General features: G+C 60.9%; 16 protein-coding genes. 10 read left to right on the forward strand and 6 right to left on the reverse strand.

Going from position 1 to position 19,334, the window contains the following annotated elements; all coding sequences use genetic code 11:
* Positions 1-100 precede the first annotated feature (100 nt).
* Positions 101-1,132, forward strand: a complete 1,032-nt coding sequence (locus tag ACVWSC_RS14125) for a hypothetical protein (protein ID WP_442114204.1) — start codon at positions 101-103, stop codon at positions 1,130-1,132.
* Here ACVWSC_RS14125 and ACVWSC_RS14130 read toward each other — a convergent pair.
* Positions 1,059-2,225 carry a M50 family metallopeptidase gene (locus ACVWSC_RS14130; RefSeq protein ID WP_442114205.1) on the reverse strand — a complete coding sequence of 389 codons (1,167 nt, stop codon included), beginning with the start codon at positions 2,223-2,225 and terminating at the stop codon, positions 1,059-1,061. The two genes, ACVWSC_RS14125 and ACVWSC_RS14130, sit on opposite strands and share 74 nt — an antisense overlap.
* A gap of 177 nt (positions 2,226-2,402) precedes the next feature.
* On the opposite strand from ACVWSC_RS14130, the gene ACVWSC_RS14135 reads away from it, so the two are divergent.
* Positions 2,403-3,683: a flavohemoglobin expression-modulating QEGLA motif protein gene (locus tag ACVWSC_RS14135; RefSeq protein ID WP_442114206.1), complete on the forward strand. Its 1,281-nt coding sequence runs from the start codon at positions 2,403-2,405 to the stop codon at positions 3,681-3,683.
* Between the two features lie 17 nt (positions 3,684-3,700).
* Here ACVWSC_RS14135 and ACVWSC_RS14140 read toward each other — a convergent pair whose 3' ends face one another.
* The 4 genes from ACVWSC_RS14140 to ACVWSC_RS14155 form a co-directional block, all read right to left on the reverse strand.
* Positions 3,701-4,123 (reverse strand): PA0061/PA0062 family lipoprotein, encoded by a 423-nt coding sequence (locus tag ACVWSC_RS14140; RefSeq protein ID WP_442114207.1) that lies wholly within the window; start codon positions 4,121-4,123, stop codon positions 3,701-3,703.
* 78 nt (positions 4,124-4,201) lie between these two features.
* The gene (locus tag ACVWSC_RS14145; RefSeq protein WP_476461747.1) at positions 4,202-5,713 is read right to left on the reverse strand and encodes a methyl-accepting chemotaxis protein; all 1,512 of its coding nucleotides are present in this window, start codon (positions 5,711-5,713) and stop codon (positions 4,202-4,204) included.
* Positions 5,714-6,037: 324 nt separating this feature from the next.
* A complete protein-coding gene (locus tag ACVWSC_RS14150; protein ID WP_442114303.1) occupies positions 6,038-7,984 on the reverse strand; it encodes an alkyl/aryl-sulfatase in 1,947 nt (648 codons plus the stop codon).
* A 91-nt stretch (positions 7,985-8,075) separates the two neighbouring features.
* Positions 8,076-8,768, reverse strand: coding sequence for a TetR/AcrR family transcriptional regulator (locus ACVWSC_RS14155; protein WP_442114209.1), 693 nt, complete (start codon positions 8,766-8,768; stop codon positions 8,076-8,078).
* Positions 8,769-9,066: 298 nt separating this feature from the next.
* Here ACVWSC_RS14155 and ACVWSC_RS14160 point away from each other — a divergent pair, with 298 nt between their 5' ends.
* From ACVWSC_RS14160 to ACVWSC_RS14185, 6 genes are all read left to right on the forward strand, one after another.
* Positions 9,067-10,494 carry a phenylacetate--CoA ligase family protein gene (locus ACVWSC_RS14160; protein WP_442114210.1) on the forward strand — a complete coding sequence of 476 codons (1,428 nt, stop codon included), beginning with the start codon at positions 9,067-9,069 and terminating at the stop codon, positions 10,492-10,494.
* Between the two features lie 2 nt (positions 10,495-10,496).
* Complete coding sequence (locus tag ACVWSC_RS14165) at positions 10,497-11,954, forward strand: acyl-CoA reductase (RefSeq protein ID WP_442114211.1); 1,458 nt, start codon at positions 10,497-10,499, stop codon at positions 11,952-11,954.
* Between the two features lie 64 nt (positions 11,955-12,018).
* Positions 12,019-13,059, forward strand: a complete 1,041-nt coding sequence (locus ACVWSC_RS14170; protein WP_442114212.1) for an NAD(P)-dependent alcohol dehydrogenase — start codon at positions 12,019-12,021, stop codon at positions 13,057-13,059.
* Positions 13,060-13,142: 83 nt separating this feature from the next.
* Positions 13,143-14,278 (forward strand): IS3 family transposase gene (locus ACVWSC_RS14175; RefSeq protein ID WP_442108379.1). Its coding sequence is split into 2 segments (ribosomal slippage): positions 13,143-13,416 and positions 13,416-14,278, totalling 1,137 coding nucleotides; the frame shifts between segments, so codons are not numbered across the junction.
* Positions 14,279-14,487: 209 nt separating this feature from the next.
* Positions 14,488-15,057 (forward strand): GNAT family N-acetyltransferase, encoded by a 570-nt coding sequence (locus tag ACVWSC_RS14180; RefSeq protein WP_442114213.1) that lies wholly within the window; start codon positions 14,488-14,490, stop codon positions 15,055-15,057.
* A gap of 34 nt (positions 15,058-15,091) precedes the next feature.
* Positions 15,092-15,967 (forward strand): universal stress protein, encoded by an 876-nt coding sequence (locus ACVWSC_RS14185; RefSeq protein WP_442114214.1) that lies wholly within the window; start codon positions 15,092-15,094, stop codon positions 15,965-15,967.
* A gap of 4 nt (positions 15,968-15,971) precedes the next feature.
* Here the strand turns inward: ACVWSC_RS14185 and ACVWSC_RS14190 are convergent, their stop codons facing one another.
* Complete coding sequence (locus ACVWSC_RS14190) at positions 15,972-17,552, reverse strand: winged helix-turn-helix domain-containing tetratricopeptide repeat protein (protein ID WP_442114215.1); 1,581 nt, start codon at positions 17,550-17,552, stop codon at positions 15,972-15,974.
* Between the two features lie 202 nt (positions 17,553-17,754).
* Between ACVWSC_RS14190 and ACVWSC_RS14195 the strand changes: the two genes are divergently transcribed.
* Positions 17,755-18,516 (forward strand): SDR family oxidoreductase, encoded by a 762-nt coding sequence (locus ACVWSC_RS14195; protein WP_442114216.1) that lies wholly within the window; start codon positions 17,755-17,757, stop codon positions 18,514-18,516.
* 33 nt (positions 18,517-18,549) lie between these two features.
* Complete coding sequence (locus ACVWSC_RS14200; protein WP_442114217.1) at positions 18,550-18,969, forward strand: cupin domain-containing protein; 420 nt, start codon at positions 18,550-18,552, stop codon at positions 18,967-18,969.
* Positions 18,970-19,334: the final 365 nt, after the last annotated feature.

A 19,334-nucleotide genomic window follows, 5' to 3' on the forward strand; every position in this document is an offset into this window, starting at 1 on the left:
GCCGCTCCTACAGTGATCCCCGGTAGGAGCGGCCTTGCGCCGCGAAAGAGCACCATCAGCTATGATGAGCGCCCGTCAGACAACTGGAAGTCCGATCCTCATGCGCAAACCCTTGGCCGCCCTGGTACTCGCCTGCACTTCTACCTATGCCAGTGCCGCGCCCACCGACCTCGCCGGCGTCTGGAAAGGCACGCTCGGCAAGTCTGCAATCACCGCCTGTTTCAACACCGCTCCCGACAGCAACGGCAGCTATTACTACCAGCGCTTTCTTACACCGATCCAGCTAACCCGGGAACAAACCGGTGGCGTCTGGAGCGAAGAAGGCAACACCGGGCTCTGGGATCTGCAAGCGGTGAACGGCAAAACGCTGAGTGGCACCTGGCGCAAAGCGGCAGGCGCCAACCCCCTGCCCTTGGCATTGACCCGCGCAAGTGCTGAAGGCTGTGGTGGTGACGCCTATAACGCGCCCATGGAGGCAGCACCGCTGCCCGTCAAGGTAGAGAAAAAAACCTTCGACGAGCACGCCTATCAGCTCAGAACCCAAGGCGCCCAGGTCACCATCAGGTTGGCGGGCGATACCCCGGCTATCGACAAGATCAACCAGCAACTGGCACGGCTGGCCGTCAGCCCAGAGGACCAGCAACAGTTTTTCATCGAGCGCCGTGAATACCTGGGCCGCGATGGCGCTGCGACGACGAGTGAGATCAGTGTGGAACCCACCTATTGGTCATCGCAGTGGATCACCGTCAGGTTTTACCGCTGGACGGCAGGCTTTGGCCGCAATGGCATCAGTTGGGGCCTGCACACCTGGAATCTGCAAACTGGCGAATCCGTCGATCCGTGGACCTGGGTCGGTGCTGATTTCCAGTGGTACAGCCCTTACTCCGGGCATGTAAAACTGCCCAAAACCTTCGCCACCTGGCTGCAAACCCAGGCAGAGGCAGATGCCGACTGCCCCGATGTTGCCAGCTACGACAATTACGACCTGAGCTTCGATTCCCAGGGCATGCGCCTGGCCAATCAACCTACCGGTGACGGATGTGATGTCGATCTGGCGTTCAGTTGGAAGCAGCTGGAACCGCAGCTGTCGGCGCAGGGTCGGGCCGCGCTGGCGAGTCTGCAGACGCCGTGAGCAATGCCTGGATGTAACCGGCCAGTCGTTGTTCGCGCAGGCGCTGGGAGCGATCCTGGCTGTTAGCCGCCAGGTCCGCGGCTTGCTGCACAAAGTGCGCCGAGCGCTCGGTGTCACCGGCAAGCGCAGCGCGCAGCGCCAGACAACGCGGCCGGAAACTGGGGGCGTACCAGTCGATTGGCGCGTGGAACAAGAAGTCATTCAACTCGCGGGCATCGCACTCAAGCATCGCCCGCGAAAATGTCAGCTCCGCCCGTACAATCGACAGCAAAACCATGCTTTGCCGCAACGCAGCAGGAGGCGCTGCCAACAGTGCCTGCAACTCATTGCCGAGCGCCACCGCAGCGCCCCAATCCGCCAGATTCTGCCGGGCATACAGGCGAAAGCCCAGCGCAGTCAAGGACGCGGGCAGCGGTTCGGCGCTCAGTTGCTCAAGATCGACTTCAGGCAAATCCTCAGCTTGCGTACCCGCAACGGTCAGTGCCAGCAACCGCGCATTGGCCAGTGCCGGCCCCTGTTCATCCGGTTTGCTGAGCCACGCCAGAAATCCCGCGCCATCGCTGACACGGCCCGGGCTGACCGTGGGGATCAGGTTGGCCAGCCCGGTGCTCAGGTTGCACACCCCTAGCGCCAACAATAGCGCTGCGAACTCACCAATAAACAGCGACGAAAGTGCCAGGCACACTCCCGCCACGAACAGGTTGAGTACTGGCCCAGCCAGGGTGAACACCAGCATTGCCTGGCGCATTGGCTGCTGCGACGCGTGCACCGCCATGACATAGCCGCCCAGTGGCTGACCTTTGGCGTGACGCGACCAGCGCAACTTCCAGCCGTGCTGCAACGGTTGCAGCTCCACGGCCAGCACCCGCACCGAAAGCACCGTCATGCCAGCGTATCTAGCGCCCAGGTAATGCCCGCCTTCGTGTACGCAGAGGCTGAGAACCCCGAGGATGAAGGCCATGAACATGGCGGAGAACGGCTGCAAGCCGACATCGATGCTTTCACCGAGGATCAGCGCTGGCAGGAAAAATCCCGCAGCACCGATGATCCATTGCAGCACCAGCAGCAGCCGGTGTATCCCTCTGAACAGCATGATCCAGTCCTTTGTGATCGCCCTGCTCTGGCATGAGTGGCAAAGCGGACCGCCCATTGAAACACCGGTTTTGCACCCACAGCAATTTTCATCGTGACATCAGTTGCCTGGAGCCTCAGGCGGGTCTGACAAGGACTACGCTAGAGCGATGGATCGACCACTCTCAAGGTGACTGCCATGAGTGCCCTGTCGCTGTCTGAACTCGATGCCGCGTTGCCCGGTTTAACCCGCAAAATCCGCGTACTCGACGCGCTGGCATGGCCGGACGGTGTCGAAGAGGTGTTTCTGGCTCAATGGCGCAGCGGCAAGGCGCAGTTACCCAAGGTCGAGTTCAGCCCGCGCGAGCACGGCGCCGACATCGCGGCGCTGGACAGCTTTGTCGCACAGTGCGACCAAGGCCATCCGGCCGGTCACTTCCTCGCCAGGACTGCTCACAGCTACGCCACGGCCGGGCGTATGTTGGGGGCCATGGGGACCCCGGCGTTTACCCAATATTCTTCGGCACTGTACCGGCGCCCGGACTTCTACTACCCGCGGCAGAAGCTGAGCATGCTCGACGCCGCGCATTTCTTTCTGAAAACCACCGATGCCCTGCTCGGCGGCAGCCATATCGCTCCAAGCCCGGCGCAGATCCCGGCCAGTGAGTTTGCCGCCTGGCTGCAACCAGAGCTGGACCGCTTTTTTGGCCCAGGCCAGATCAGCATCAAGCTTGACCCTGATCTGGCCGCCAAGGCAATTGCCGGGACAAGCCGCATTCGCCTGCGTGCCAGCGCTTTGTTCACCGAGCTGGACAAGCAGCAATTGCTGCAGCATGAAGCCTTCGTGCATGTGGCCACCGCGCAGAACGGTGCGCGCCAGCCCAACCTCAAATGCCTGGCCTTGGGCGCACCCCGCACCACCCAGACCCAGGAAGGTATAGCCACGCTGGCCGAGCTGCTGACCGGCAGCATGGACATCAACCGCCTGCGGCGCCTGGCCTTGCGGGTGCTCGCGGTGCAGCAAGCACTGGATGGCGCCGACTTCATCCAGGTGTTTGAGGGGTTTCTCAACGCCGGTCAGTCAGAGGAAGAGTCGTTCCGTTCAACCCAGCGCATTTTTCGCGGCGCCACTGTGCGCGGTGGGTCGGCGTTTACCAAAGATGCCGCCTACCTGACCGGGCTGCTCGGTGTGCACACCCTGTTGCGCGTGGCGATCCGCGACAACCGTCCGGAACTGGTGGGGCATCTGTTTGCCGGACGCCTGAGCCTGGGCGATACCCTGCACCTGGCGCCGCTGTTTGAGTCCGGCTGGTTGCAGGGGCCTACTTATATTCCGGCCTGGGCTAGCGACCTGCGGCGCCTTGCTGCGAACCTGGCGTTTTCTGCGTTTATTGCCCGAATCAAGCTGGACGTGCTTGATCTGCAACTGTTCATGGCCTTTGAAGACGAGCATGAGGTCGATACCAGCCGCCTCACTTGAGCGAAATCTGCTGGCCCTCACATCAGGCAATAGTAGTCACTGACCTGTGCAACGATTTCGCGCTTGGCGTTGTACAAGTGCGCTTCAGGGGTCATCGCCATCGAACGGCCTTCAAGCACGTAGCGTTGGCCTGCACTGAAATGGGCGTAGTTGAGGGTCAGGTAGCAGGTGCGCACGGTCGTACCGCCCATCATGCTCATACCCCCGCCGCCGGTGACTTCGTAGTCGAAGCGCACCACCAACTCGTGGCTGCCGGGCGTCACCTGGAAAAAACGTCCGTCACGCAGGCGCTGTTTGTCCAGGCGCTCAGCCAGCAGCAAGCGGTCGTTGGGAAATGGCGTAGAGAAATCGACCCAGGCCATCTGTGGGTCTGCCTTGGGTAGCGGCGCCTGACAGCCAGCCACCAGGCTGGCCGCGAGTAACAGCATTATCCGGTACATGATCAACATCCCGAGGGATTGTCGATTCAGCATAACGCCGACCCAGGCCGTTGGCCAACGGCCTGGGTAGCGGGCCAATCACAGCTTGAATTTGCCCACCAGCGCCTGCAGGTGCACACCCAAACGGGCCAGTTCGATACTGGAGGCCGCGGTTTCCTCACTGGCCGCTGCGGTTTGCTCGGACACGTCGCGTACGTTGAGCACGCTGCGGTTGATTTCCTCGGCTACTGCGGTCTGTTGCTCCGATGCAGTGGCGATCTGCAGGTTCATCGATTCGATGGTGGCCACCGAACGGGTGATGTTCAGCAGCGACGTGCCTGCTCGGCGCGTCAACTCAACACTGTTGCTGGTCAATGCGCGGCTGCGTTCGAGGATGTCGCCCACCTGCTGGGTGCCACGGTGCAAGCCACCAATCAGTTCCTCGATCTCTTCGGTGGAGGTCTGGGTGCGTTGCGCCAGGCTGCGCACTTCATCGGCAACCACCGCAAAACCACGCCCGGCCTCACCGGCACGTGCTGCTTCAATGGCCGCGTTCAGGGCCAGCAGGTTGGTTTGCTGGGCGACCGACTTGATCACATCCAGTACCGTACCGATCTTGTCGCTCTCACGCTTGAGCTCGGCCATGGCGTCGGTCGAATGCCCCACCTCAGTGTCCAGATGGGTGATTTGCTCGATGGCCTGGTTGACCACGGTATCGCTTTCGCGCGCTTCGAGGCCGGCATTGACTGCCGCATTCGACGCCTGTTCAGCGCTGCGCGCGACTTCCTGCACGGTCGCAGCCATCTGGTTCATGGCCGTTGCCACCTGATCGGTCTCGACCTTCTGGCTGTTGACGCCTGCACTGGTCTGTTCGGTGACCGCCGACAGCTCTTCGGCGGCCGTTGCAATCTGCACCACGCCGTCGCGCAAGCTGCCGATCAGGTCGCGCAGGTTCTCGGTCATACGCTGCATGCTGGTCTGCAACGCGCCCAGTTCGTCACGCCGATTCACCTGGATGTCCTGGCTCAGGTTGCCGTTGGCCACCCGTTCGGCGCTCTGCAAGGCAACCTGCAGCGGCTGCACGATCAAGCGGGTGATCAACCAAGCGGCCAAGACACCAAGCACCAGCGCCAACACGGCGGTAAAGACCAGGCGCTGGAGCGACGACTGCACTTCAGTGTCACGCTTTGTCGACTGGCTAAGCGACAGCTGCCCCGAGGCGTCCAGCAGGCTTTTCAGCGCGCTGTCCAGCACTTCCAGGGCTTGATTAGCCTGGGTTTCGTTGCGCGCCTCAAGGGCCTGGGCGTAATTCTGAAAGTGCTCGCGGTAGCGCTGCACCGCAGCGTCCGCCTGCTCGATCGAACGCTGATCGCCAGCATCGGTGAATTGCTTGGCGAGCGTATCGAGCTGATCGTTGAGATCATCGGTCACTTTGACCATCTGCGCTGCCTGCGCAGCACCCGGCGACACCGTGTAGTTCAGGCGCGCAATGCGCATGTCGCGTGCAACTTCGTTGATGCTGGCGATGCTGCTGAGCTTGGCACTGCGTTCGCCGAGCTCGCTCAGCCCGGCCCAACCAATGCCTGCAACCACCACGGTCAGTAACAACACCAGCGCAAAACCCAGGGTCAGTTTCGACCGCACGCTGATATCAGCCAACACCTTCACCACTGCGTTGAACATCCTTTTAACCCTTCTATTGCCACTGCTTGAAAAAATCATTACCGGGCGATACCCGGACGGGTCCGGTTTCACACGGTAAGAGAAGTGCCGACGCGCACTGCGTCGGCGAAGGAAGAGTGGCCTTATGCCATCAATGGCGCGGGAATATACAGCTGTGCCTACTGTGCGACAACAGATTGACGGATTTTTTGCATACAATTTTGGCATGCAGCTGTGGTCAATGCTGATTCAGCAGGCAGTACAGTCACCCCTTCAAGGGGTGACAATGTTAAAGGTCGGCTGGAAGGTGGTGAGCGAGGTCATGAGAGTGGCCAGCTTCTGCTGGTCGCCTTCGATGCGCACATCCCCCTGGCGGATGGCGGTCGCCATGTCGAGCTGACGCATGCCAATGCGGTCCAGCGTGGCCTTGCTCATGCGTACCGTCACATCGGGTTTGTCATGCGCAACACCTGGACGTTGGGTCAGTACGCCATTGCGCAAGGTCAACGCGAATGGCTGATCGAGGTCGGTGAACGACCAGTTGAGGGTCATGTCATGGCCAACAGCCTTCTCGCTGTCGAGCCGCACGGCCAGGAAGTCGAAGAACATGCCCGGCTCGAGGGCGCGGATCATGTCAACAGCGCTCTTGGCTGTAGCCGCCGCTGGCGTACCCTTGCGCAGCTCCTGGGCGCCGGTCAGGTACATGTTGCGCCATAAGGCACTTTCCGCCTGGTAGCCCATCTGCTCCAGGGCGTCGGCTTGCAAGGCACGGGCAGCGGCGTTGTCTGGCTCGGCAAAGACCAGGTGGTTACCCAGTTGCGCCGCCCAGCGGTAATCGCCCTTGCTCATGGCCGCGTTCATCAGCTCCAACACCTTGGCGCTGCCGCCCATGGCCTCGACATAGTGCTTGCCGCTCTCTTGCGGTGGCAGCGGGTCAAGGTTGGCCGGGTTGGCGTCATAGAAGCCCAGGTAACGCTGGTACACCGCCCGAGCGTTGAAGCTCAGCGTGCCATAGTAGCCGCGTGTGTGCCATTTGTGCTCCAGCTCACCTGGCAGTTTCTGCATGTCTGCGGCTATCTCCAGCGGCGACAGGCCCTGGTTGAGCAGGTGCAGGGTACGGTCATTCAAGTAGGCGTACATATCGCGCTGATCGGCCAGCACTGTGCGGATGTTCGCCGCGCCCCAGGTCGGCCAGTTGTGTTGGGTAAACAGCACCTGGGCCTTGTCACCGTAGCGGGCCAGGCTCTCATCCAGGTACTGGCTCCAGCCTTTGGCATCGCGCACCTGGGCACCACGCGGGGTGAGGATGTTGTGCATGGTATGTGAGGTGTTTTCTGACATGCCCAGGGCGTTGAACTGTGGCAGATATAGGTTCATCTCGGCCGGTGCTTCAGTACCGGGCGTCAGTTGAAACTCAATGTCGACCCCGTCGATGCGATGACGCTCAAAGGCGGCTTTCACCAGCAGCGTCGGCGCAATCAAGCCAATCGTGCCACTGCCACTGCCGACCTTGCCGATTCCAGTGTCTAACTGGCCACGCTCGTCTCTGGGCACCAGACTGCCCGCCTGGTACTGCGAGCGGCGCAACATGGCGGTTCCCGCGAGCAGGTTCTCGCTGACGGCCTCCTCCATAAACCCGGCAGGCGCGATGACCTGCACGTTCCCTGCCTTGACATCCGCCTCGTCGATAACGCCGCGTACGCCACCAAAGTGGTCGAAATGGCTGTGGCTATAGAGCACCGCGCGTACCGGTTTCTTAGGCCGGTGCTGATAGTAGAAGTCGAGCGCAGCTCGGGCCGTTTCGGTGAATGTCAGCGGGTCGATGACGATCAGCCCGGTGTCTCCCTCTATGACGGTCATGTTCGCCAGGTCGAATCCACGCAGCTGGTAAATACGTTCGCTGACCTGGAACAGACCGACGTGCGCGTTCAACTGCGCCTGGCGCCACAGGCTCGGATTGACGGTCGCGGGCGCCTCCTCGGCATTGAGGAAGTCATACACCGTACTGCTTCGCAGTATCGCGCCGTTGGCGTCCTTGATGTCACCCTCGAAGGCCGCTACCAAGCCCTTGCTGGCCATCTCGAAATCGCTGCGGTCGGCAAATGGCAACGTGGCCAATACCGCTGCGTTATGAGCAGCGGTACTGGCACTGGCGGGCTTGGGGGTGATCGTTGGGTTGTCGGCGTAGAGCGTGGTGCAGGTCATTAAAGGAACCAGCATCAGGCTGGACACAATGTTCAAACGCATGGCAAAGGCACCTTACAGGGCAGTATTGGCGAATTGATCCGCTAGCGGTTCAGCGTTCTGGTTATCAACAGTTGCGGGCGACAGGTGCGGTAAGCAGCGCATAGATCATGTGCGCCAGCAGTTGCGCGGTGTCATCCTCGGCCAGGTAGTCAGGCCGCTCGACAACGATCGCCCGTGGCAACGCCAGGAGCGCCTGGAAGGCCAGGAACAACGCCTTCTCAACGCTTTGCACGCACACTTCTTCGGGAAAGCGCTTGAGCAAGGCCGGTGCGACACTGGCGGTCCAGACATGCTGCGCCTCCACCAGGTCCAGGCGTACCAATTCATCGTATTGAGCCGATCGCACAGAGAATTCGGCGGCCAGTTGCAGGCGCTTGTGATGCGCCTTCAGGCCAAGCCTGATGCTGAACAGCAAGCCATCGAGCAAGCGCGCCGTGTCCGGCAGCGTGGCCAGCCCGGTAATCAGCTGCGTACGCGACTCCTGGCGCAGGTCGTCAAAAATTACCGCGACCAGCGCGTCCATGCTCGGAAAGTACTCGTAGATCGAACTGCTGGCGACGCCGGAGCGCTCCGACAGGTTGAATAGCGTCAGGGCCTGGCGGCCTTGCTCTTCAAGAATTTTGCGGCCGGTCTCACGCAGGGCATTGACCATGGCGATCGAGCGCGCCTGACGGGGCTCCTTACGGGGCCGCGCAGGGAAGCGCAGGCGTCGCAGCACATTGTCTACATCATCTCTGCCTGGGCTGGCTTTCGACATCAACTCTCTCCTTAGCGCCTGAAGCCTATAGCCGCACCTTAATCACGTTCGCAGGAGCTGCTCCCCACTCCGTGCGAGGGGGGTAACGGCGTGCCGGTGCTGCTGGCCCAATTCCGGACAGCCCTTAGGGCAGCTATATATTTACCTTTTACATCAACAGCTTACAGATGAATTCTGGTGTCGGAATGCGGAGTGTTCCGGGCCTTTTCCGTCCTTATACTGCGCCAACAGCCTGACCACAGGCCCTGTAGATCACCGGTGCTATCGCCGGTTTTCACCTTCCTCAGCGAGTCCGACAATGTCCAGTGCAGAACAACAACTCCAACAACTGCTAAACGACCCTGCGGCCCTGGCCGACCACTCCCACCACAACTGGGGACGTCAGTCACGCGGCGAAATCGAGGCGCTTCAGCTGGCCGGGCTGAAGCAGCGCTTCGCCGAGCTACGTGAACGTATCCCGATGCTGAAAAAACTCGCCGACGCTGAAGGTGTAGCGCGAATCGAGACCCTCGACGACGTGGTGCCGCTGCTGTTCGAACATACCGTATACAAGTCCTACCCGCCGTCCTTGCTGGAGAAGAAGAACTTCACGGCCATCAACAAGTGGCTGGCGAAACTGGTGACACCGGACGTCGGCGCCGCGATCCTGGCTGCAGACGTCAGCCAGTGCCAGGGGCTGGACGACTGGTTCGACAGCATGGACAAAGCCGTACCGGGGCTGCGCATCAGTCATACTTCGGGCACCTCGGGCACCCTGTCCTTTCTGCCGCACGGTGTACGCGAGTTCGAGAAGGCCTTCGAGGTGCGCCGGCTATTTGCCTGGAACATGGAAGGTCCGAATAGCCCACAGCCTTCCCTGCACGCGGTCTATCCGTACTACCGCAAGGGCTACCTGAGCCATGTTCGCGCTAGCGAATTTCTGATCACTACCTTGCTGGCGGATGAGGCGCACTTCCACCCCGCCTACCCGGCCACCCTGTCCAGTGACGTCTTGCACCTGGGCGCACGGGTGCGCGCCGCGCATGCCAATGGCACCCTCGACCGCCTGCAGGTTTCCCCGGCGCTGCACAGCAAGAAGGCTGAGTTCGAGCGCTTGCAGGCCGATATGCCGCAGCATCTGGCGCGGTTCTTCGAACAGATGACCACCCAGCTCAGCGGCAAGCGTGTCTACGTCGGCGCCACCTGGAACCTGCTGCACAACATGGCCAAAGCCGGGCTGAACAAAGGGCTGGAGGGGGTATTCCACGCCGATTCCTATATCACCACCACCGGCGGGGCCAAGGGCGTGGTGCAACCAGAAGGCTGGCGCGAGGACGTGTTGCGTTTCACCGGCGCCAAGACGCTGCACGAAACCTATGCCATGTCGGAGGTGGTGGGTGGTTCGCACATGCGCTGCGAGCACGATCACTTTCACCTGGCGCCGACCGTGATCACCTACCTGCTCGACCCGCAGACCAGTAAACCGCTGCCGCGCACCGGCCGCGTAACCGGCCGGGCAGCGTTCTTCGACCTCGGTGCGCAAACCCGCTGGGGCGGTTTCATTACCGGCGACGAATTGACCATCGAATGGGATGCGCCTTGCCCGTGCGGACGCCCAGGCGCCTACGTGGCTGGCCCTATCCAACGCTACAGCGAAAAAAATGGCGGCGACGACAAGATCACCTGCGCCGCAACCGAAGGGTCGCACCGCGAAGCCATGGACTTTTTGAACAACCTTGAGGGCTAATCATGAACCACCCTATTGCACCGCTGATCATCCGTGGCGAAGTCATCACCGACAACCTGATCGAAGTCGGTGGACGTGGTGGCGACCTGACCTTCCTGACCCCGGACGTGCACTGCTACATCGAACGCCTGCCGTTGGGCAATCCGGCCCGCCTGGCCGACCTGTACGCCCTGAGTTTCGACGACATCCTCGACTATGCCGAGGCGCTTGGCGAGCGCCTGCATTTCGATCACAACCCCTATCTGCAGCAAGCCTGTGAGCTGTCCTACCAGACCTCCTCGTCCACCCCCAGTATCGTCAAGATGTCCTACATGGGGCTACAGCACCTGCTGTCCCGAGACTTCATCAGCGAGATGGTGGAGAGCACAGTGGGCATCAAGTACCTGGAAGGTTGGGTGTCGCAGCGGCTGCTCGATGGTACCGAGCTGGAAGTGCGCTGCTTCGGTGCGCGTACCTTGCACATTGTGGCCGGTAATGCCGTGGCGCTGTCGTTATGGACCATCATCCGCAACATGGTCTTGCGCAGTGACGCGATTATCAAGGCGCCGTCCAACGACCCGTTCACGGCCTTGGCCATCGCTCGCACCATGGTCGATATGGCGCCCGACCATCCCCTGACCAAGCACCTGAGCGTGGCCTATTGGAAAGGCGGAGACCAGGCCCTCGAGCAACGCCTGTACCAGCCGCAGAACCTGGAGAAGATCGTTGCCTGGGGCGGTTACGCCGCGATGAAGCACGTCACCCAGTACATCCAGCCGGGGCTGGAGCTGATTTCGCTGGACCCCAAACGCAGTGCCAGCATCATCGGCCGCGACACCTTCAACAGCGAGGCCTCCATGCGTGAAGCCGCAGTACGCCTGGCGGCTGACATCGGTGCGCTGAACCAGAAAGGCTGTGTTTGCGCCCGTGTGGTCTACGTGCAAAGCGGCACCGATGAGGCGGGCCTGGCAACCCTCAATACCTTCGGCCGCTATGTGTACGACGCGATGCTGGCGTTGCCCAATACCCTGAGCACGGCGCCCAAGCGTTATGACCCGGCGCTCAGAGCGGAAGTCGACGCACTGCGTCTGGATGACGAGTGGTACCAGGTGATTGGCGGCAAAGACGGTGAAGGCGCGATCATTTGCTCGCAGTTGCCCGAAGCGGTCTCCTTCGCAGCCCGTCTGGATGACCGTACCGCCAACCTGGTGCCGGTGGAAAGCCTGGACGAGATGATGAATGCGGTTGATGCCTATACCCAGACCGTCGGCGTTTATCCGGAGTCGATCAAGGATGAGCTCAAAGACCGCCTGCCGCTGCACGGCGCCCAACGTATCGTCTCGCTGGGGTACGCCGCGGCGATGAAATTCGCCGCCCCGCAGGACGCCATCGAACCCATGCGGCGCATGGGCAAGTGGGTTTCCAACCAGATCGCTTCACCGCACACCACAGCGGCGCCCTGGCTGCGCCCTTCCATCTGACCCTGAACCCGCCCCGCCGTCAGCCGCGGCGGGGCGCTTTCTTTGCCTACCTGAGGAAACGCTCATGACCACCTGCCTTGGCTACGCCGCACATGAAGCCCATGCCCCCCTTACCCCACTACGTTTTGAACGCCGGGCCCTGCGCAACGATGATGTCGCCATCACCATCGACTACTGCGGTGTCTGCCATTCAGACCTGCACTACGCCCACAACGACTGGGGCAGCACACGTTTTCCCTGTGTGCCTGGGCATGAAATCGTCGGCCATGTCACCGCTATCGGCAGCGCGGTCACCCGCTACAAGATCGGTGACCGTGTGGCAGTGGGCTGCATGGTCGACAGTTGTCAGCACTGTGCGCCCTGCCACGCGCACCAGGAGCAGCTGTGCAGCAGCATGACGCCGACCTACAACGGTAAAGACCGCCTTAGTGGCGAAACGACCTTCGGTGGTTACGCCGAACACATCGTGGTGCGCGAAGACTTTGTTCTGCGGGTACCGGCAACGCTCGACCCACGCTTTACCGGCCCGCTGCTGTGCGCGGGTATCACCGTATGGACGCCTCTGCGCCGCCACAATGTTGGTGCCGGGATGAAAGTCGCAGTGGTGGGCCTAGGCGGCCTGGGGCATATGGCCGTCAAGCTGGCGGCAGCGCTGGGTGCCGAGGTCACGGTCATCACCAGCTCGCCCGGCAAGGCCGACGATGCCCGTGCTCTGGGTGCCCGCCACGTGCTGCTGTCCAGCGATGCGCAAGCAATGAAAGGCGCGGCGTCAGCCTTCGACTTCATCCTCGACACCATCCCCACCCGCCACAACCTCAACCCTTACTTGATGCTGCTGGGACGTAACGGCACCTTGGTGCTGGTCGGGGCGATCGAGCCGCTGGAGCCCATTCATGGCGCGTTATTGATGATCAACAACCGCTCGATTACCGGTTCACTGATCGGCGGCCTGCAGGACACTCAGGAACTGCTGGATTTCTGTGCCGAGCACCAGGTGCTGCCGACCTGCGAAATGATCGGCATCCAGGACATCAATCTGGCCTTCGAACGCATGCAGGCCAACGATGTGAAATACCGCTTTGTCATTGATATGGCCACGCTCTAGTGGGAGCGGGCTTGAACTGGCCTAATGATCCTGGACACCTCAATCGGGCGCTATGATGGCGCCCAAACCTGAGGTGTTTGGATATGCGTAATTCTTACTCGAGTGACTTCAAGCTACAGGCGGCCAGCATGGTGCTGGACGAAGGCCAATCAGTTCCACAGGTCTGTGCCAGTTTAGGCATTGGCCCTACAGCGTTGCGTCGTTGGGTCGATCAACTGCGCCAGGAGCGTCAAGGCTTAACCCCTGTGGGTGCCAAGGCAATAACGGCAGACCAGCAGGAAATCCAACGGCTCAAAGCCCTGCTCAAGCAGAAAGACCGGGATATCGAAATCCTAAAAAAGGCCAGCGCTCTCCTGCTTTTGGACGCCAAAGATCACTCGCGTTGATCGATGAGCTGGGTGAGCAATACGGCGTTAATGAGTGTTGTCGGGTGCTTGGGGTCAGCCGCAGCAGTTTCTACTGCTGGCGCCAGCGTAAGGACCGGCGTTACCCCGGACGGGAAAAACTCAAGGCCCAGTTGATCAGACATCATCGTGAGTCGAGAGGGGCGGCAGGTTCGCGCACCTTGGCCAAGATGCTGCAAGCCAGTGGACACCCAGTCGGCCGCTTCAAGGCGCGCCGCCTGATGCAAGAAGCTGGGATCAGCAGCCGTCAACGCAGACGCCACAAATACAAATCTTCAGGCGTTGAAGCCCTGACCGCACCGCACGAGCTCAAACGGCAATTCGATGTGCGGGCGACAAATGAGGTCTGGTGCGGAGATGTAACGTACATCAAGGCTGGTAAGCGCTGGCTGTACTTCGCGGCTGTCTTGGACTTGTTTGCACGGCGGATTGTCGGCTGGTCGTTCTCGATGATCTCGGATGCTGAACTGACCTGCGCGGCCTTACGCATGGCAACCGAGCTGCGCGGACGCCCCAAGGGTGTGCTATTTCACTCTGACCAAGGCTGTCAGTACACCAGCCACAAGTTCAGAAATGAGCTGCGCGAGCATGGGCACCGGCAGAGCATGAGCCGTAAAGGCGAGTGCTGGGACAACGCCCCGATGGAGCGGTTTTTTGGAAGCCTGAAATCTGAGTGGGTACCCGAAGATGGCTACGACTCGGAGCATGAGGCCCGAATGGATGTGCAGCGCTTTATCACCCGCTACAACACCACTAGGCCTCACAGCTACAACGGATACCGGTCGCCGGTCGAGGCAGAGAAGCTGGCGGCGTAAACCTTAACGGGTGTCCAGGATTACTTGACCAGTTCAGCTTGCCCCGCGATAGCGATCTGCCTGACACACCGCAATCGCGGGGCAAGCCCGCTCCTACAGTCAGCCAAGCGATACGCCTGCAGCTTGACCTGCATCAAGCCAGAAATTTCCTACAGGCGTAGATAGGTAGTGTGCTTTTCGTATCTCTCCCTTTCCACGGAGTACATTCCATGGCACTTACTCAACCCGAGGCACTGACCCCCTCCCCTGCAATCTTTGCTCCCGAACAAGGCGAGCACTGGATTGAACCACTCAAGGATGGTCGTCACGTGCTTATCCGCCCATTACGGGCCGAAGATCGCGAGCGTGAAAAAGCCTTCATCATGCGCCTGTCGCCCGAATCACGGCACTTCCGTTTTCTGTGCCAGATCAACGAGCCCGGCAAAGCCATGCTTGACCAGTTGATGACCATCGATCAGCAGCACATGGCCTATGTAGCCCTGGCCCATGTCGATGGCGAACTGCTGGAAGTCGGGATCAGCCGCTATGCAACCGGCGCTTCGCCGGATGAATGCGAGTGCGCGATCACCATCGACGATCAGTGGCGCAACCTTGGTCTGGCGTCGCTGTTGCTAGGCCACCTGATCGACCACGCGCGTGAGCACGGCTATAAAGAAATGTATTCAATCGAGGACGCTGCCAATACCTATGTGCACGACCTGGTGCGCGCATTCGGCTTCTCGACCGCGCGTGACCCCGAAGACGCATGCAGGGTTGTCCATCGCCTGGCATTGAGGTGACAAACGCTGCACGGTACTGAACAAGGAGATTGATATGTACCCGCTGAACCACATCCTGGTTGCCACTGACCTTTCCACACCGGCACGCCACGCGGCAGAGCGTGCGGCATTGCTGAGCAAGGGCCTGGAGGCGAAACTGGATCTGCTCTACGTTGCCAACTCGGCACCCTTCGAGCGTCTCAAGCAGATTGTCGCGCCGGATGAAGACCTGCTGCAGCGCACGGTCGAGGCCGGGAAAAAACACACCCACGCACTGGCTCATGATCTGTTCGAACAGTACGGCGTTGCCTCCGCTGCACACGTGATGGCCGGGGGCGTGGTCACTGAGATCACCCGTGAAGTGCAGGACCGGCGCATCGATGTGCTGGTGTGCGGCGCCAAGGGCCAGAGCCGGGTACGTCACCTGCTGCTGGGCTCGACCGTGCAGCGCATGCTCAACCGTATGCTCTGCCCTACCCTGGTGGTCAAACAGCCGCCACGCGGCGAGTACCGCAGAGTGCTGGTTCCGGTCGATTTCTCGGCGGCGTCGCTACGTACCATCGAGCTGGCCAAATCCGTCGCCGGACCGGCCGAAATTGTGCTGCTGCACGTGTTCGAGGCGCCCTTCGAGTCGAGCATGCGTCTGGCCAACGTCGACGCCGATACCCTCAAGCACTACCGCGATGTCATCAAGAAAGATGCCATCGAGCAGCTCGCAGCATTGGCCGACACCTGCGAAATTCCCGAGGCCAGGCAGCTGGTAGTCCAGGGCGACCCGGCCTGGAAGATCGTCGAGCAGGAACAGGAACTGGACTGCGACCTGATCGTGATCGGCAAGCAAGGTGAAAGCGCACTGGAAGAACTGTTGGTGGGCAGCATCACCAAATATGTGCTCAACGAATCGCGCTGTGATGTGCTGGTGTCACTGTAGCCGGTTAGTCCGGTAAACCCGCCAGGCGCAAACCCTCGGCGAACTGCTTGAGGTCCTGGGCGCGTTGGATGGGCAACCACTGCTGCAGGTTGCCCGTACGCAGCGTAGGGTCCAGGGCCTGCAAGCGCTGCATGCTGGCCCGCGCCTTGTCCAGCTGTCCGGCGTGCGCCTGGCTGGCGGCGAGCAAGGCTACCGCCACCAGCAGGCTGGGCAGGTTGCCCAAGGCTTTTTCCGCCCACACTGCGGCGAGTTCATAACGCCCGGCAAAAAAATGTGCCAGGGCCATGCCCACTTCCATGCGGAACATCTCGGGGTCCAGCGGGCTCAGGCGTACGGCATGCTTGAGGTTGTCGATAGCCGTGTCGGCCTCACCGCGCAGTGCCCGTAAAATACCACCGAGAAACCACGCTGGGGCCAGGTTGGGGTTGAGCACTCGCGCCCGGTCCAGCAAAGCAATGCCACTATCGAGATCACCCGTCAAATGGGCCAGGGCGTGCCCTCCGCGGGTCAGCGCCACGGCGTCATCGCGCCCCAGTTCTACTGCCAGCCGTGCCAAGCGTGCACCTTCAGCGATTTCACGCGGGCGATCGGCCATCCAGCCGTTGAGTTTGCGCCAGAAATGACACCACGCCGCCATGCCATACGCCGAGGCGTACTCGGAGTCGAGTTCGATGGCGCGGTAGAACAACCCCAGCGCCTGCTCGATGGCGTGCTGGTTGCCCTGGTGCAGCTTTGCCGTCCCCTGCAGGTAGTAGTCGTAAGCGTCTAGGCTGTCGGTCGGTTTGCCCTTGGCACGCTCAATTTCTGCGCGCTCCAGCTGCGGCGCAATGGCGCCCACAACACTTTCGGCAATGCTGTCCTGCAGTTCGAAGATGTCATCGAGCAGACCTTCGAAACGTTCCGCCCAGATATGCGTACCACGGCTGGCGTCGATCAATTGCCCGGTTATGCGCACCTTGTTGCCGGATTTACGGATGCTGCCTTCGAGCACATAGCGCACGCCCAGTTCCTGGCCCACCCCCTGAACGTCAACGGCCCTGCCCTTGTAGGTAAAACTGGAGTTACGGGCGATGACAAACAACCAGCGAATGCGCGACAAGGCGGTGATGATGTCTTCGACGACACCGTCGGCGAAGTAATCCTGCTCGGCATCGCCGCTGAGGTTCTGGAAGGGCAGTACGGTGATCGACGGCTTGTCGGGAAGTATCAGTGCTGCAGGCGCTGGCACAGGTGGCGCGTTGTCGGCGAGTTCCGTGGTGCTGGTCGCGCTGTTGTCAGCGAGTCGCACCTCACCGACAAAGCGGTAGCCCTTGCGCGCCACGGTACGTATCAGGCGCTGCTCCTCACCGCTATCGCCCACGATTTTGCGGACCGCATTGATGTGGCTGGTAATGGTTGACTCAGAGACGATCCGCGTGCCCCACACCGCTTCGAGCAGTTCCTCCTTGCTCAGCACCCGATCACGATGAATGACCAGTTGCAGTAACAGGTCAAACACCTGCGGCCCAAGCGCCACCGCCTGGCCAGCGCGGGTCAGTTCCCGGCGTTCTTGATCGAGCAGGTAGTCTTCGAAGGCGAATGGCAACGTGGGTATCCCCTGGATGAGCGCCCTAGGCTCCGTGTCCGAGGCGATAATCAATATCAAACGATAATACGGCAGCTTTGGACGAAAAAGCAGGCGTACGTGAAGGAAAATCCAAGCCTGCAGCAAAGACCCGGCGCGGGTCAGAAGGCACTCTGATTACATCCGGGCGGTAACGGTTACCGTCCCCAAGTGGAGTGTTGCCATGAACATCGTCGTCATCGGAGGCACCGGCCTCATTGGTTCCAAACTGGTCAAGAATCTTACCGCACGTGGCCACCAGGCGTTGGCCGCTTCGCCCGCCACTGGTGTCAACAGCATCACCGGTGAAGGGCTCGCCGCCGCCATGGAGGGCGCCGATGTGGTGGTCGATGTGGCTAACGCGCCGTCGTGGGAAGACCAGGCAGTATTGGAGTTTTTCCAGACCTCGACGCGCAATCTGCTGGCGGCTGAGGCTGCCGCTGGGGTTAGCCACCACATTGCGCTGTCGATCGTCGGTTGCGAGCGGCTGCCGGACAATGGCTACTTCCGCGCCAAGGTTGCCCAGGAAGCCTTGATCAAGGCCAGCGGTCAGCCGTTCAGCCTGGTACGTGCTACGCAATTCTTCGAGTTTGTCGGCGGCATTGCCGAGTCGGCGCTGGTCGGTAATGAAATTCATCTGTCGCCGGCACTGATCCAGCCGATGGCTTCCGACGATGTGGCCGCCGCGCTGACCGATGTCACGCTGGCCGCGCCGCTCAACGCTACGCTGGAGATTGCCGGCCCGGAAGCATTACCGCTGGACGAGCTGGTACGCCGCTACTTGCGCGCCACCAACGACAGCCGCAAGGTCGTGGCGGATGTGCATGCGCGTTACTTCGGCGATGTACTCGACGATCAATCGCTAACCCCCGGCGCGCATCCGCGCCTGGGTGCGATCCACTTCGAAGACTGGCTGGCGCGCTTGATTGCCACGTCAAACCGCTAACTGCCAACGCGTTGTTCCCACAGGAGTACTGCAATGAAAACTCGATTGCTGCTGGCCGCTGCCGTTGCAGCGCTGGCCTTCAACACGGCTTCAGCCGCCGACCCGGCGCCCGGCAAAGTCACCCTGGTGTTCGATCGCACCCTGCCGAACGTGCCTGGCAAAAGCATGCGCGGGGTGCTGGTGGAGTACGGGCCGGGCGCGGCGTCACCGGCGCACACCCATCCCAAGTCGGCCTTCATCTATGCCACGGTGCTCGAAGGTGCGGTGCGCATTCGCGTCAACGATGAGCCGGAGAAAATCTACAAGGCCGGGGAAAACTTCGTGGAAGAGCCCGGATCGTTCCACGCGGTCAGCGCCAATGCCAGTGACAGCCAACCGGCAAAACTGCTGGCGGTGTTTGTGCTCGACAGCGATGAAACCGATCTGGTGACCCCAGCCAAGTCAAAACCCTAGACAGTTACTGCGGCCCTTCGCCAGTTGCCTGAGGCTAACGCAGGGCCGCATCCGCTTCAGTGATACGTGAGGTGTTGCAGCAACCCATTGCGGTATTGCTGGCTCGGCGTACAGGTAATCTGGCACAGATGAACCTGAACAGCACGGTGAATCAGATGCAGCTCTGAATGAGCACTCCAGACAATGTGTTGACAATTAATTTGCAAAACGCATTTTGCAGCGTATATTTCTGCCGCAAGCGATGAATGTGTCAACAATAACCAAAACACACACCGTACCTATTTCGCAGGGGCAGGCTGTTTTCGGCGGTCTGGAGCGGTCACTCTCAATGGCCGGAAATCTGCTCCTGTTTTTAATGATCAAGG

It is taken from the genome of Pseudomonas sp. NUPR-002 (genome assembly GCF_056322725.1).

Bases quoted from the DNA above. Each gene is read 5' to 3' on its own strand.
- ACVWSC_RS14125 (WP_442114204.1), top strand. From the start codon at position 101: ATGCGCAAACCCTTGGCCGCCCTGGTACTCGCCTGCACTTCTACCTAT.
- ACVWSC_RS14130 (WP_442114205.1), bottom strand. From the start codon at position 2,225: ATGCTGTTCAGAGGGATACACCGGCTGCTGCTGGTGCTGCAATGGATC.
- ACVWSC_RS14135 (WP_442114206.1), top strand. From the start codon at position 2,403: ATGAGTGCCCTGTCGCTGTCTGAACTCGATGCCGCGTTGCCCGGTTTA.
- ACVWSC_RS14140 (WP_442114207.1), bottom strand. From the start codon at position 4,123: ATGTACCGGATAATGCTGTTACTCGCGGCCAGCCTGGTGGCTGGCTGT.
- ACVWSC_RS14150 (WP_442114303.1), bottom strand. From the start codon at position 7,984: ATGCTGGTTCCTTTAATGACCTGCACCACGCTCTACGCCGACAACCCA.
- ACVWSC_RS14155 (WP_442114209.1), bottom strand. From the start codon at position 8,768: ATGTCGAAAGCCAGCCCAGGCAGAGATGATGTAGACAATGTGCTGCGA.
- ACVWSC_RS14160 (WP_442114210.1), top strand. From the start codon at position 9,067: ATGTCCAGTGCAGAACAACAACTCCAACAACTGCTAAACGACCCTGCG.
- ACVWSC_RS14165 (WP_442114211.1), top strand. From the start codon at position 10,497: ATGAACCACCCTATTGCACCGCTGATCATCCGTGGCGAAGTCATCACC.
- ACVWSC_RS14170 (WP_442114212.1), top strand. From the start codon at position 12,019: ATGACCACCTGCCTTGGCTACGCCGCACATGAAGCCCATGCCCCCCTT.
- ACVWSC_RS14180 (WP_442114213.1), top strand. From the start codon at position 14,488: ATGGCACTTACTCAACCCGAGGCACTGACCCCCTCCCCTGCAATCTTT.
- ACVWSC_RS14185 (WP_442114214.1), top strand. From the start codon at position 15,092: ATGTACCCGCTGAACCACATCCTGGTTGCCACTGACCTTTCCACACCG.
- ACVWSC_RS14195 (WP_442114216.1), top strand. From the start codon at position 17,755: ATGAACATCGTCGTCATCGGAGGCACCGGCCTCATTGGTTCCAAACTG.
- ACVWSC_RS14200 (WP_442114217.1), top strand. From the start codon at position 18,550: ATGAAAACTCGATTGCTGCTGGCCGCTGCCGTTGCAGCGCTGGCCTTC.